The sequence below is a fragment of the Anaerostipes rhamnosivorans genome (genome assembly GCF_005280655.1).
Lineage (GTDB): Bacteria > Bacillota > Clostridia > Lachnospirales > Lachnospiraceae > Anaerostipes > Anaerostipes rhamnosivorans.
The window spans coordinates 2,789,142-2,802,136 of record NZ_CP040058.1; the positions used below are offsets into that span (position 1 = coordinate 2,789,142).

Here is a 12,995-nt window from a genome sequence, read left to right on the forward strand (position 1 = left end):
TTACGCCGCAGAATTTATTCCAGCCCTGCGCATCTTGTCCTCTACAAAATCTCTGGCTTTGCGTATTGTCTCAACCGCCTCCTCCATGGACTGCCCTTTTGTATTGTCTGCCCACATTTCGATCAAAAACATGCCCGTATAATTTAATTCCTTCAGTTTCCCGAAAATCTCCGTAAACGGAACCGTTCCCTCTCCAAACGGAACATTCTTAAATACTCCCGGTTTTGTCTCCTTTACGTGGATGGCCACGGTTTCGGCTATACCAAGTTCCAGCTCGCTTCCCACATCGCTGCTGAATTGAGTCAGATTTCCCATATCCGGATAAATCTTAAAATACGGGGACGGAATTTGTCTCAGATAATGCACTGCCCTCAAGATCGTACCTACAAATTTCGTATCCATGATTTCCATTGCCAGGATGACTCCCGCTCTGCTGGCCATCTCCACGGACTTTTTCATTCCCTCCAAAAAAAGCTTTTCAGTCTGTTCATCCGATTCCTCATAGTAGACATCATATGTAGCCAGCTGGATGCACCGGATACCAAGTTTTTGGGCCAGAAGGATCGCTTTTTCCATGATTTCAAATGCCTTTTTCCTCGTCTCCATGTTTTTGCTTCCAAACGGATATTTTCTGTGGCCGCTTAAGCACATAGTAGGGATCACGATATCTTCCTGCCTCATATATTCACGGATTTCTTCTATCTGGCTGTCCGTCCAGTCAAGCCTTGAGAGCCTCTCTTCTGATTCATCAATTGAGATTTCTATATAATCATATCCTGCCGCCTTCGCCGCCTGGAACTTTTCCTTCCATGAAAAGGAATCAGGCAGAGCCTTCTCATAAATTCCTAAAGGATTTCTTTTAATGTCATACATATCCCTTTTTCTCCTCTATGCTTCTTTCGGCATATCCAATGCGGTTCTGATCTTTTCCTCGATCTCTTTTTCGGACAGAAGATTTTTCAGTCCTATGACTTTTGTATCTTTCCCCGGACGGAACTGGGATGTAAAAGTCTCGGAGACAAAGATCATATCATAATTGTTTGCCACGCCTTTTGCTTCCCCGACACTCATATGCCCGATCTCTGCGTCGATTCCCAGCCGTTTAAATACCTTGTTGATCTTCATTTTGATCATCTGGCTGGATCCCATACCATTTCCACATGCTGCAAGTGCTTTGATTTTCATAATGCTACCTCCATTTATTTCTTCTTAATTTTTAGTTTCTAAATCTGCCTGATTAATATTCTTCTTCCTGTCCGATCTTAAAATACTTTTCTTTATCGGATCTTGCGTACTGAATCTGCGGAATCACCAGCATTGCAATTACACAAAGGATAATTCCCGGTACCTTCAGATACTTTACTATATAGGATACGCCGAGGAAAATGGTCGAAAAGTCAATGTTTCCGTGCCATCCCCCAAACGCCACCAGCTGAAGCAGCAGGGCACAGACTGCGCCGCCCATTACCTGGACCACTCCGCATACAAATGGAAGGATCATTGCCGCTTTCACGCCGCCCCTTTTATTGGCGTAGACTGCGATGGTTGCATTGTCAAAAAACAAGGGAACGAATCCCGCAATGATCATGACCGGGGAATGAAAGAGCAGAAGTCCTGCAATGGCCAAAAACTGTCCGATGGCTCCGAAGAAAAATCCGATGGTGACAGCGTTTGCCGGGCCAAATCCGTAAGCTACCGCGCAGTCTACTGCTGGGATTGCCCCGGGCAGAAGTTTGTCTGAAATACCCTTAAAGGATTCCGTGAGTTCTGCCACAAACATGCGGACGCCTGCCTGAAGTACATTCAGATAAACTGTAAAGCTCAATGCCTTGGAAAAGATATAGATGATGAAAGCCGTATCCTTTGAAAAGCTGTCATCGATTCCCCGCAGAAAATCTTCTCCCAGAACCGCCATGATCACTCCGAAAAACAGAAACATCAAAACGGACGTGGATACAACATTGTCACTGAATATCTGTAAAAACCCGGGAAGCTTTATATTCTCGATGGAGTCCTCTTTTTTTCCGATCTTTGGTGCGATCTTATCTGTGAGCCATACTGCAAACATCTGTTGATGCCCGATAGCGAACCCGCCTTCTCCGTCCGTCAGGTGATCAGTGGGCTCTACAGTGAGATTAGAAAATACAGCCTGGTAGGTTCCCACAAGAATCCCCACTGCCACGGCTCCCCAGATATTCCTGAGACCCGGCACAAACAAAAATACAATCCATGTGACGGTTGTCGCCTGCTGTACCATGATGTGTCCTGTCAACAGTAAGGTCCGAAGCTTTGTCACCTTCCGGAACATCAGTAAGAGAATATTCCACAGGAAAGCAAGAAGCAGAGATGTCATAGTCCATGCGGCTGAGAGACCGATGTTTTCCAATGCTGCATTGACTGCATTTAACCCAAAATACGGATCAATCACCACTGCGTTCAAATGAAACTTTTGGTTCAGCCCCGCAAGAATCGGCCGGAAAGCTGTGACCAGCCCTGCAGATCCTACATTTAAGATCATATATCCTACCACCGCCTTTATAAAACCAGCCATGGTCTCGTACCATTTTCTCCCCAGTAATATGTACCCTATCAATACGATCAGCCCTACAAATAACTCAGCTCTTGTGAGAATGTTGTTGGAGATAAATGTGAAAAATGTGTTTAATACTTCCATCCTTTTACTCCTCCCTAAAGATCAGCTTCAAATTCATTGATTGCTTTGGCTGCCGTCTCTGAATCTCTTGCTGTCCTTATCGCCTCAAGATTTTCTTCCTCCGAAATATATTCGGCCATTCCCTGCAGCATCTCTAAATGGGAAGTATCATCTGTGGCAGCCAGAGTAAGTACAATATCTACCGGATCATTTTCGCTTCCGAAGCTGATCGGTTCCTTTAAGGTCAAAAGGCTGAGCCCTGTTTTATGTACACTGGCATCAGGTCTGGAATGTGACAACGCAAGCCCTGGGGTGATGACGATATATGGGCCGTTTTCCTCCACACACCGGATGGTCAGATCAATATAGTCCGGTGTAATGTAACCGCTGTCCACCAGGAGCTTCCCTGACCTTTCCATGGCATCTTTCCAATCTGTAGCTTCCGCGTTCAGCTGGATATTCTCTGCATTGATTATGTTTTTCATAATTACCTCCTTTTTTATGCAACTTGTATGTTTTCCTCTAACTTCTCTCACTTAAGTTGGTTATATCTTAGCATTTTCAAATATCGCTTACAACAAATTCTCAGTTTCCGCACAAACGTGCAACTTCAATTCTTTATCTTGACAAAAAAATAGAGATTGTTCTAAAACTAGAACAATCTCTATTTCTCTTTTTATGATTTCTGCCAGATATTCACGCTGGCATCACTCGGCATTCTCAAGTCGCCTCTAGGAGATACCGCCACACTTCCCACCTTCGGTCCGTCCGGCAGGCAGGAGCGCTTAAACTGCTGGCTGAAAAACCGCCAGTAGAACTTATCCAGCCATTTTTGTATGGTTTCATCGTCATAGTCCCCTGCAAACGTAAGCTTCGCCATCCGGTAAAGCTTTTCCTTCGGGAATCCAAATCTCAGCATATAATACAGGAAGAAGTCATGCAGTTCATACGGTCCCACTAAATCTTCCGTCTTTTGTGAGATCACACCGTCCACTGGTGGGAGCAGTTCAGGACTCACCGGCGTATCCAGCACATCCATCAGCACCTTGGACAGTTTCTCATTTTCCACGGTCTCGGCATAATAAAGCACAAGATAGCGAACCAGGGTCTTTGGCACAGAACAGTTCACTGCATACATGGACATGTGGTCTCCGTTATAGGTGGCCCAGCCAAGGGCGAGTTCTGACATATCTCCGGTTCCTATGACCATACCATTATATTTGTTGGCGATGTCCATGAGAATCTGTGTCCTCTCCCTGGCCTGGGAATTCTCATAGGTCACGTCATGATTGTCTTCCTCATGTTCAATATCAAGAAAATGCTGTCTTACTGCCTTCTCAATGTTCACTTCCTTGAACGTGGCTCCCAGCTCATGGATCAGGGACACTGCATTTTGATAAGTCCGGTCTGTAGTCCCAAAACACGGCATCGTCACGCAGATGATGTTTTCCCTTGGGATATCCAGCATATCGAAGGCACGCACTGTCACTAAAACAGCCAGGGTGGAATCCAATCCGCCGGAAATCCCCACCACGGCATGCCTGCAGTTAGTATGCTCCAGACGTTTTTTAAGCCCCATAGACTGAATGGATAAGATCTCGTCACAGCGTTTCTCCCGTTCCTGCCGATTAGACGGCACAAACGGATTTTTCGGAAATGTTCTGGAAAGCTGGTTCTCCCTCACCGGAAGGATAAACGGCACTCTCCGATAATCTTCTGTCTCCTCCTCAAAGAAGGTGGTCATCTTTCTCCGCTCTGCCTCAAGACGCTTTAAATCCAGATCCGCATAAATAATCTCATTGGTAAACCTTTTTGCCTCGGCCAGCACCGTTCCGTTTTCGCAGATCAGGTGATGTGCGCTGTAAACTACATCGGTTGTAGATTCCCCTTCCCCTGCGTTGGCATATACATAACCGGAAAGAAGCCTTCCAGACTGATTGGATACCAGGTTACTCCTGTAAACTTCCTTCGTTGTTGTCTCCACACTGGCAGACGGATTACAGATCACGGTCGCCCCGGCTAAAGCATGGAACGTACTCGGCGGAAGCGGCACCCACAGATCTTCACAGATTTCCATGGCAATGGTCAGTTCCGGAATATTTTCGCAGGCCAGCAGAATATTGGCTCCAAATGGTACTGTCTCTCCATCCAGCACGATATCCTTCACTTTTCTTTCACCCTTGGCAAAGTGTCTGGCCTCATAAAACTCTCCGTAGTTGGGCAGATGAATTTTAGGCACGACACCTAGAATGCGTCCGTTGAACAAAAAGACGCCGCAGTTGTAAAGCTTGTGTTCCACAGTCAAAGGACAACCCACGGCAACCATCATATCCAGACCTTCCGTGGCTCTTTTGATCTCAAACAGCCCTTTTTGAGAAGCCTCCAGCAAAGGCTCCTGAAGAAACAGGTCACCGCACGTATATCCGGAAACCACCAGCTCAGAAAAGACCAGAAGACTTGCTCCCTGATCTTTTACCTGTCCTATGATCTTTATGATCTCTTTTGTGTTATATTCAGGATCTGCGACTTTTACCTTTGGCGTAGCCGCAGCTGCTTTGATAAAACCATCTTTCATAATCTACTCTTCTTCCATATTACTTAATTTGGCTGCCTGGTCCGCAGCAGTTAAACTGTCGATCAGCTCATCCAGGTCTCCGTTCATGATAGAATCCAGTTTGTGAAGGGTCAGTTTGATCCTGTGGTCCGTCACGCGGCCCTGCGGATAGTTATAGGTCCTGATCTTCTCGGAACGGTCACCGGTTCCCACCTGGCTTTTTCTCTTTTCTGCCTCCGCGTCGTGGGCTTTCTGCTGTTCCAGTTCATACAGACGGGAACGCAGCACCTTTAACGCTTTATCTTTATTCTTAAGCTGTGACTTCTCATCCTGGCAGGACACTACAATCCCGGTTGGAAGATGGGTCAGGCGGACAGCGGAATCTGTTGTATTGACGCACTGTCCTCCGTTTCCGGATGCACGGAACACGTCAAACTTACAGTCATTTAAATCAACTTCCACCTCCACGTCCTCAACCTCCGGCATGATGGCAACCGTGATGGTGGATGTATGGATCCTTCCGCCGGATTCTGTGGCAGGGATTCTCTGGACACGGTGGACACCGCTTTCATATTTGAACCTGGAATAAGCGCCCTGGCCTGAGATCATGAACACAAGCTCCTTAAAGCCTCCGATTCCGCTTTCATTAAAGCTCAGTGTCTCAACCTTCCAGCGGCGGCCTTCCGCATAGCTTCTGTACATGCGCGCTACGTCAGCGGCAAACAGGGCTGCCTCGTCACCGCCGGCCCCTGCGCGGATCTCCACGATAATATTCTTATCGTCATTGGGATCCTTGGGGATCAGGAGGATTTTAAGCTCTTCTTCCAGCCGCTCCACATTAGCCTTGGACTCAGAGAGCTCTTCCTTAGCCAGTTCCCTCATCTCTTCGTCAGATTCCTCTTCCAAAAGCTCCAGGCTTTCCTCGATGTTCTGTTTTTCCTGAACATATTCCTTGTACTTTTCTACAATGGGAGACAGGTCACTCTGCTCCTTCATCAAATCCCTGAAACGGTTCTGGTCTCCGGCCACATCCGGGTCGTTGAGCTGCTGGAGCACAGTATCTAAGCGCTCCACTAAACTTTCTAATTTATCAAACATCTTCTTCTCCTTCTGTCAGCGTTCCGATGACCATCCGGTCAAGGCCCGCCAAGTCTTTCTTTATCTTCACAGAGGAAAAACCAGCTTCCTCCATCATCGTTTTTACCGCCGGCCCCTGGTCATAGCCGATCTCAAACACAAGCGTGCCGCCTGCGTTTAAGTAGTCCGGGGCCTCTCTTACAAGCTTCCGGTAAAAATAAAGCCCGTCCTCTTTGCCGTCAAGAGCCAGCATCGGCTCGTGATCCTTCACCTCCGGCATCAGTTCCATACAGTCTTTCGTAGGAATATATGGGGGATTGGAGATGATCAGGTCATAGGATCCCTCCACCCCGGAAAAGAGGTCACTCTTTTTAAATTTTACCATAGGAGCCAGTCTTCTTCCATTCTCTTTTGCAATTTCCAAAGCCTTTTCATCAATGTCCGTGCCGACACAGATCTTCGGCTCTAGCATCAGACACAAGCTGATGGCGATACAGCCGGACCCTGTACATACGTCAAGGATACTCTCATGAGAGTATCCTCCTTGGACAACTGCCTCTATGACACATTCTGTATCCTGTCTCGGTATGAGCACATCCGGTGTTACCCGGAATGTATACCCCATAAAATCCTGGGTCCCGGTCAGATACTGGAGAGGAATCCTCTCTGTAACTCTTCTCTCCAGCAATGCTTTGTATCTCTCTAATTCTTCCCCATCTTCCACCGGTGCAGTCATGGAAAACAAATAATCTTCCCTGCTAAGCGAAAAACTGTGGGAAAACAGATACCAGGCTTCCCCATCCGGGTTGTCGATCCCTGCCTCCCGAAGCTTTTGTGCACCGTAAGTGACCCAAATCTTCCTATTCACGTCTGTTCCTTTCCTTTTCCAGATAAGCCTTCCAGTCAAAAACACCTTCCACTGACTTGATCGCCACCTCGATCATACTCTCATCCGGCTCCTTTGTGGTCAAAAGCTGCAGACAAAGTCCTGGTTTACTCAACGCTGTGATCACCGGATTGTCTGAATTACCCGCCAGCCGGATGAATTCATAGGAGACTCCGGCGATGACTGGAACCAGAAGCAGCCTTAAAACCACCTTCATCCAGACTGTGTCTACCCGGATGAAAAAGAAAAACAGGATGCTGATGATCATGACAACAAACAAAAAACTGGTTCCGCACCGCTTGTGCAATCTGGAATACTTTTTAATGTTTTCCGGTGTCAGATCCTGCCCTGCCTCCAGGCAGTTGATGGTTTTGTGCTCTGCCCCGTGATACATAAAGACCCGCCGGATATCCTGCATCCTGGATATGAGAATGATGTAGCCTAAAAAGATACCCACCCGGATCAATCCTTCCAGCAGAAGAACCGCCGGACGGCTCATTCCCCATTGTTCAAATATATTGGAAAGAAAATACGGCAGCACCATAAACAGCCCGATAGCGATAGCGAAAGACAGAGCCACGATACATCCCATGAGAACCCCTTCCCACTTTTCGGAGAAGTGCCTGTTCAGCCACTGTTCCAGCCGGGACGGTTCCTCTTCTTCATCTTCTATAAAATCTGCGGAGTAGGTCAATGTTTTCATACCGACGACCATGGACTCCACAAAGTTTACGACTCCCCGCAGGATCGGAAGCTTTAAAACCGGATATCGGTCGGAAATACTCGTATAATGGTCGATCTTTGTCTCGATCTCTCCATCCGGCTTTCTCACGGATACTGCGTAACGGTCCTCATTCTTCATCATGACACCTTCCATGACCGCCTGTCCGCCAATCCTTACATTCATATTCTGTCCGTCCTTCCTGTTTCACTGCAATGCAATTGCTTATACAACAAAATAGGCTGAGATTTCTCAACCTCAACCTATCATTTCCCGTTTTCTACTTAGTACCATACTTACGATTGAACTTGTCAATACGTCCGCGAGCTTGAGTAGCTTTCTGTTGTCCAGTGTAAAAAGAATGACACTTAGAACAGATTTCAACGTGGATATCTTCCTTTGTAGAACCTGTTACAAATTCGTTACCGCAGTTGCAAACTACCTTTGCCTGATGGTATTCTGGATGGATTCCTTCGCGCATGTTTCTTCACCTCTTTGATCTTAGTTTATCTTAAACATTCCTTTTGTTTATTCTTAAACAGCTTTCTCATTATATCACAGCATCTCTTACAATGCAAATATTTTTTCGCTTATTTTCGCAACAGGGATTTCTTTGCGAAATCTACAAATTCACGGTTATTTTTTGTTCTCTTGAACATATTCAAAGCCTGTTCAAAAAACTCATCCGAACGGCCTCCGGATAATTCTTTGTGAAGAGCGCTGACCACAGACTGCTCATCCTTGGATAGCAAAAGATCATCCCGCCTTGTGCCGGACTTGGCAATATCCACCGCCGGAAAGATCCTGCGCTCTGAAAGATGGCGGCTTAACACCAGTTCCATATTTCCGGTACCCTTGAATTCCTCAAAGATCACGTCGTCCATCTTACTTCCCGTCTCTACCAGGGCCGTGGCGAGAATCGTAAGACTCCCCCCCTCCCGCATATTTCTGGCAGCCCCAAAAAACTTCTTCGGCATATGAAGAGCAGCTGGATCAAGCCCTCCGGTCAGCGTTCTTCCGCTGGGCGGCACCGTGAGATTATAGGCTCTTGCCAGCCTTGTGATACTATCTAAGAGAATCACCACGTCTTCTTTATGCTCCACTAGGCGTTTGGCTCTCTCCAGCACCATCTCTGACACCCGTTTATGGTGGTCAGGAAGTTCATCAAATGTAGAGTAAATGACTTCTACATTCTGGCCCTCCACGGACTCCTTGAAATCTGTCACCTCTTCCGGGCGCTCGTCAATGAGCAGGACGATCAGCTTGATATCCTCATAGTTCTGGCTGATACTCTGGGCCATCTGCTTTAACAGTGTTGTCTTACCTGTCTTTGGGGGCGATACAATCATCCCCCTCTGCCCTTTTCCCACCGGCGACAGGAGATCCACCATACGCATGGGAATAGTTGCCCGCTCTGTCTCCAGTTTTAATCTCTGATTCGGAAAAATTGGGGTTAAGTCTTCAAAATGCTTCCTTCTGGCTGCCGCCTCCGGATGGTATCCGTTGACAGATTCCACAAACAGCAGAGCACCAAACTTTTCATTCTGGCTTTTGACTCGGATCGCACCGCATAAAATATCCCCTGACTTTAAATTAAATCTGCGAATCTGCGTCGGAGATACATAGATGTCATTCTCCCCAGGGAGATAGTTCTCACAGCGGATAAATCCATATCCGTCCGGGAGTACTTCCAGAATACCATTGGCTTTTCTGCCGCTGTCCAGGCTTTTGATGTCTCTGGGTACGCGCTCCTGCTTTGCCTCTCTTGGCTGTTCCGTTTTTTTATCGAGGTCTGCCTCGTTTTGCTTATGTTCATTGTCATTATTTTTTAAATATTCAATCAGCTCCTGCTTTTTTAGACCGCTGATACCTTTTAGATTCTTTTCTTTTGCCGCCTTTCTAAGCTCGAGCAAAGACATAGATTCATATACCATAGAATATTCTCCTTTGTTTAAAAGCACAATACTATAAATTAGATTGATTCAAATTGCAATTTTCAGTTCGGGAAAATGGATGATGTATCCGATGACCTGTGATCTGACCGGTCCCTACAGAATTGTAATCATAAGAGGGAAATTTCCCTCTTAGATTATATTAACACATTTTTCAACTATGTCCAAGAATTTGTTTTCTCATACGCAGTAAAATTTTCTTCTCCATTCTTGAAACCTGCACCTGGGATATAGAAAGCTTCTTTGCGATCTCCTGCTGTGTCTTTCCATGGAAATACCGCATTGTGATCAATTCTCGCTCATCCCCGGACAGAGCGTCCATAAGTTCTTCCAGAATTACATGGTTGATCACCGTCTCTGACTCATTTTCTTCTCCAGGCAGCTTGTCCACTAAAAGCACCTGGCTGTCATCACTCTGATAAGAAGCCTGATAAATGGATTCCACATCCTTATTTGCCTCCAGCGCTACCACGATCTCATCCCTGGCGATCTTAGTCTCCTTAGAAAGCTCATCGATGGTTGCCTCCCTGTTGTACTTCATGGCAAAGGCCTCTCCTGCCTGCCGGACTTGGTATGCGATCTCTTTTAATGACCGGCTGACTTTAATCATCCCGTCATCCCTTAAAAAACGTTTAATCTCTCCTGTAATCATAGGCACCGCGTAAGTCGAAAATTTCACATCATAGGACAGGTCAAACTTGTCCACAGCTTTTAAAAGCCCGATGCTGCCAATCTGGAACAGATCCTCAGGCTCATGGCCCCGCCCGGTAAAACGTTTTACCACGCTCCAGATCAGGCCCATGTTGTCGAGCACTATTTTCTCTCTTGCATCCTGATCTCCTTCTTTCGTAAGCTTTAATAACTCTCTAGTCTCGTCCATAGAAAAGACCTATTTCCCAGTCACTTTCTTTTCCATGGTGACTTTCGTCCCTTTTCCGGATTGGGAGCTGACTTCAATCTTATCCATAAACGCCTCCATAAAAGAAAATCCCATGCCTGTCCGTTCCTCATCTGCCTTTGTAGTGTACATAGGCTCCATGGCCTGCTTCACGTCTGGAATTCCCACACCATAGTCTTCAATGGTGATCTTCAGTACATTTCCTTCATTTGAAATATCCATACTGATCTTTCCCTGGTCATCGTTGTATCCGTGGACAATACAATTGGTCACTGCCTCAGAAACCGCTGTCTTCACATCTGCCATCTCTTCCATTGTAGGATCAAATTTCATCATATAGGTTGCAGCCAGTACCCTTGCGATCCCTTCGTTTTCTGATTCGCTGTTGAATTCTAAATGTATCATTCCTTATCCTCCCTATCGCCTATCGTTCATTGATGATCTTATGCAGACCCGCCATGTGTACAATCCGTTTCACTACATCGTTGACATTCACCACGCTTACTGTACCCCCTAAAGGCTTCAGTTGCTTGTACCGCCCAAGAATCATTCCTACTCCTGAACTGTCCATGAATCCGGTATTTTTAAAGTCGAACTCAATATCCTTGATAGGATATGATTTCAGGATCACATCGCATTTATGCCTGACCCGTTCTGCCAAATGGTGATCCAGCTCACCGTCAAGCCTTACATACAATGTCCTGTTTTCAACCTGATATTCTGTTGCCATAAATTTTTCACTCCTTCTAAAACAAAACGGGCATCCCGCTTCGAGTTCCTTGTAATAACATAGGTCGGTTCGTAGAACTTTCCTATGGAATAAAAAAACGAAAGAGAAATACACCGGAAGATCTGCTGTCTTCCGGATATATTTCTCTTTCGTGTCTTATAAGTTTCTTTTTCCGCTGTTCTAAAGATTTTTCGCTTTTTTGTTCTGTAATTGATCTAGATAAGTCTGTGAATTCCTTGCACTGTTCGTACCCGGGAACTTCTTGATGACATCCTCGTATGCCTTGATGGCTTTCTCTTTGTCGCCGTTCTTCTCGTAAGATCTTGCCAGATAGAAGTAAGAGCCCACGTTGGTGTCTTTGACTTTGATCGCCTTCTTTAAAGTGCTGATGGCATCTTTGTAATTGCCCTGGTTGTATGCGCTGATCCCCTTATTATAGAGGCCTGTCGCCGCATACGGATACACCTTCTGTTCCAGATCGTCATAGATCTCCTTCATCTTCTTGGAACCTAATTTGGCCCGGTCGATATCCAGCAGAGCATCCGCTGACTCCGTATACTTACGGTCTCCGTAATATTGCATAGCTGTCAGCAGGGAATCATAGATCCCTTCCGTCTTGCTGTCCCCTACAAACTCTTTTAATTCCTTTTTAGCCTTCGCCTCAGCTGCCTTTGCCTCTTTGATATCTTTTTCGTTGCTCTTTAACTGGGTTTCCTTTGCCAGCAGCTGTTCCTTATAATTTTCGATCTTAGATGTATACTTGTAGCTGGACGCCTTTTTGATACTCGGATATAAGAGCACCAAAGACACAAGGACTCCGATCACAATCCCTCCCACCATGTAAACCATCCGGTGGCGGTTGGACGGCAGTTCCTCGTATTTGCTGACGACACTGCTCAGACCTTTTTTCTTTTGTCCTTCTGTGTTTTCTGTACTGCTGTCTTCCGCTTTGATGTCCGCAGGCTTCATGAGAGACTCTGTCTCCTGAAGATACTCAAGCGCCCTGGGATTCTTGCAGTCGATTTCCAATACCCTTTTTAATGCCTTCTGGGCATCCTTATAGTTCTCATCTTTAATAGAAAGCAGGGCGATCAGAAGCTGGGCATTGATGAAGTTCGGCATCATTGACACTACATTTTTCAGCTGAATCATCGCAAGATCTTCGTTTTCCTGCTTTGCATATACAAGTGCCTGATTGTACTTCTTGATCACCTGATTGACCGTATCCAGCTGGACCGGGTTCTCCTGTACATCCTTCAGATAGTCAATGGCCGCGTTGTCTTCCTTTTTCAGATTGCTGCTGATGACCCACTGGCTCAGCGCAGGGACGATGTCCCCCATCTGATAATAGACCAACCCCAGAAGATTCCTGGCGTTCATGTCATTCTTATCATAAAATAATGCAGCTTTCAGGTTTTTTACAGCCCCGGTCAGATCGTTGGCGCCCGCTTTTTCCAGTCCAAGGTTGTAGTAGTATTTGGAACTGTTTTTAATCTTTTCCTTACTCTTCATATCCGCCACCTT

Annotated in this window: 14 protein-coding genes; all 14 read right to left on the minus strand. The window is 46.1% G+C overall.

Annotated elements, in window-relative coordinates; translation table 11 throughout:
* Window positions 1–873 (minus strand): L-ribulose-5-phosphate 3-epimerase, encoded by an 873-nt coding sequence (locus AR1Y2_RS13875; RefSeq protein ID WP_137329505.1) that lies wholly within the window; start codon window positions 871–873, stop codon window positions 1–3.
* Between the two features lie 15 nt (window positions 874–888).
* Complete coding sequence (locus tag AR1Y2_RS13880; RefSeq protein ID WP_137329506.1) at window positions 889–1,185, minus strand: PTS sugar transporter subunit IIB; 297 nt, start codon at window positions 1,183–1,185, stop codon at window positions 889–891.
* Window positions 1,186–1,237: 52 nt separating this feature from the next.
* Complete coding sequence (locus AR1Y2_RS13885) at window positions 1,238–2,674, minus strand: PTS ascorbate transporter subunit IIC (RefSeq protein ID WP_137329507.1); 1,437 nt, start codon at window positions 2,672–2,674, stop codon at window positions 1,238–1,240.
* A gap of 14 nt (window positions 2,675–2,688) precedes the next feature.
* On the minus strand, window positions 2,689–3,138 hold the full coding sequence (locus tag AR1Y2_RS13890) for a PTS sugar transporter subunit IIA (protein ID WP_137329508.1): 450 nt from the start codon (window positions 3,136–3,138) through the stop codon (window positions 2,689–2,691).
* A gap of 191 nt (window positions 3,139–3,329) precedes the next feature.
* Window positions 3,330–5,228, minus strand: coding sequence for an NAD(+) synthase (locus tag AR1Y2_RS13895; RefSeq protein WP_137329509.1), 1,899 nt, complete (start codon window positions 5,226–5,228; stop codon window positions 3,330–3,332).
* Window positions 5,229–5,231: 3 nt separating this feature from the next.
* Window positions 5,232–6,305 (minus strand): peptide chain release factor 1, encoded by a 1,074-nt coding sequence (prfA, locus tag AR1Y2_RS13900; RefSeq protein WP_137329510.1) that lies wholly within the window; start codon window positions 6,303–6,305, stop codon window positions 5,232–5,234.
* On the minus strand, window positions 6,298–7,152 hold the full coding sequence (prmC, locus tag AR1Y2_RS13905; RefSeq protein ID WP_137329511.1) for a peptide chain release factor N(5)-glutamine methyltransferase: 855 nt from the start codon (window positions 7,150–7,152) through the stop codon (window positions 6,298–6,300). The genes prfA and prmC overlap by 8 nt, the downstream gene beginning before the upstream one ends.
* The gene (locus AR1Y2_RS13910; RefSeq protein WP_137329512.1) at window positions 7,145–8,077 is read right to left on the minus strand and encodes a DUF1385 domain-containing protein; all 933 of its coding nucleotides are present in this window, start codon (window positions 8,075–8,077) and stop codon (window positions 7,145–7,147) included. The genes prmC and AR1Y2_RS13910 overlap by 8 nt, the downstream gene beginning before the upstream one ends.
* Window positions 8,078–8,171: 94 nt before the next feature.
* Window positions 8,172–8,372, minus strand: coding sequence for a 50S ribosomal protein L31 (gene rpmE, locus AR1Y2_RS13915; RefSeq protein WP_009290709.1), 201 nt, complete (start codon window positions 8,370–8,372; stop codon window positions 8,172–8,174).
* Window positions 8,373–8,481: 109 nt separating this feature from the next.
* Window positions 8,482–9,825, minus strand: a complete 1,344-nt coding sequence (rho, locus tag AR1Y2_RS13920; RefSeq protein WP_137329513.1) for a transcription termination factor Rho — start codon at window positions 9,823–9,825, stop codon at window positions 8,482–8,484.
* Window positions 9,826–9,997: 172 nt separating this feature from the next.
* Window positions 9,998–10,723 (minus strand): SigB/SigF/SigG family RNA polymerase sigma factor, encoded by a 726-nt coding sequence (locus tag AR1Y2_RS13925; RefSeq protein ID WP_137329514.1) that lies wholly within the window; start codon window positions 10,721–10,723, stop codon window positions 9,998–10,000.
* Window positions 10,724–10,732: 9 nt separating this feature from the next.
* Window positions 10,733–11,146: an anti-sigma F factor gene (spoIIAB, locus tag AR1Y2_RS13930; protein WP_137329515.1), complete on the minus strand. Its 414-nt coding sequence runs from the start codon at window positions 11,144–11,146 to the stop codon at window positions 10,733–10,735.
* A 19-nt stretch (window positions 11,147–11,165) separates the two neighbouring features.
* Window positions 11,166–11,471, minus strand: a complete 306-nt coding sequence (gene spoIIAA, locus AR1Y2_RS13935; protein WP_137329516.1) for an anti-sigma F factor antagonist — start codon at window positions 11,469–11,471, stop codon at window positions 11,166–11,168.
* Window positions 11,472–11,651: 180 nt separating this feature from the next.
* Window positions 11,652–12,983 (minus strand): tetratricopeptide repeat protein, encoded by a 1,332-nt coding sequence (locus AR1Y2_RS13940; protein ID WP_137329517.1) that lies wholly within the window; start codon window positions 12,981–12,983, stop codon window positions 11,652–11,654.
* Between the last annotated feature and the right edge of the window lie 12 nt (window positions 12,984–12,995).

What these genes read in the sequence shown, in the direction of transcription:
- AR1Y2_RS13875 (WP_137329505.1), bottom strand. Translation starts at nt 873, where the DNA reads ATGTATGACATTAAAAGAAATCCTTTAGGAATTTATGAGAAGGCTCTG.
- AR1Y2_RS13880 (WP_137329506.1), bottom strand. Translation starts at nt 1,185, where the DNA reads ATGAAAATCAAAGCACTTGCAGCATGTGGAAATGGTATGGGATCCAGC.
- rho (WP_137329513.1), bottom strand. Translation starts at nt 9,825, where the DNA reads ATGGTATATGAATCTATGTCTTTGCTCGAGCTTAGAAAGGCGGCAAAA.
- AR1Y2_RS13890 (WP_137329508.1), bottom strand. Translation starts at nt 3,138, where the DNA reads ATGAAAAACATAATCAATGCAGAGAATATCCAGCTGAACGCGGAAGCT.
- AR1Y2_RS13885 (WP_137329507.1), bottom strand. Translation starts at nt 2,674, where the DNA reads ATGGAAGTATTAAACACATTTTTCACATTTATCTCCAACAACATTCTC.
- spoIIAA (WP_137329516.1), bottom strand. Translation starts at nt 11,471, where the DNA reads ATGGCAACAGAATATCAGGTTGAAAACAGGACATTGTATGTAAGGCTT.
- rpmE (WP_009290709.1), bottom strand. Translation starts at nt 8,372, where the DNA reads ATGCGCGAAGGAATCCATCCAGAATACCATCAGGCAAAGGTAGTTTGC.
- AR1Y2_RS13910 (WP_137329512.1), bottom strand. Translation starts at nt 8,077, where the DNA reads ATGAATGTAAGGATTGGCGGACAGGCGGTCATGGAAGGTGTCATGATG.
- AR1Y2_RS13940 (WP_137329517.1), bottom strand. Translation starts at nt 12,983, where the DNA reads ATGAAGAGTAAGGAAAAGATTAAAAACAGTTCCAAATACTACTACAAC.
- prfA (WP_137329510.1), bottom strand. Translation starts at nt 6,305, where the DNA reads ATGTTTGATAAATTAGAAAGTTTAGTGGAGCGCTTAGATACTGTGCTC.
- AR1Y2_RS13925 (WP_137329514.1), bottom strand. Translation starts at nt 10,723, where the DNA reads ATGGACGAGACTAGAGAGTTATTAAAGCTTACGAAAGAAGGAGATCAG.
- spoIIAB (WP_137329515.1), bottom strand. Translation starts at nt 11,146, where the DNA reads ATGATACATTTAGAATTCAACAGCGAATCAGAAAACGAAGGGATCGCA.
- AR1Y2_RS13895 (WP_137329509.1), bottom strand. Translation starts at nt 5,228, where the DNA reads ATGAAAGATGGTTTTATCAAAGCAGCTGCGGCTACGCCAAAGGTAAAA.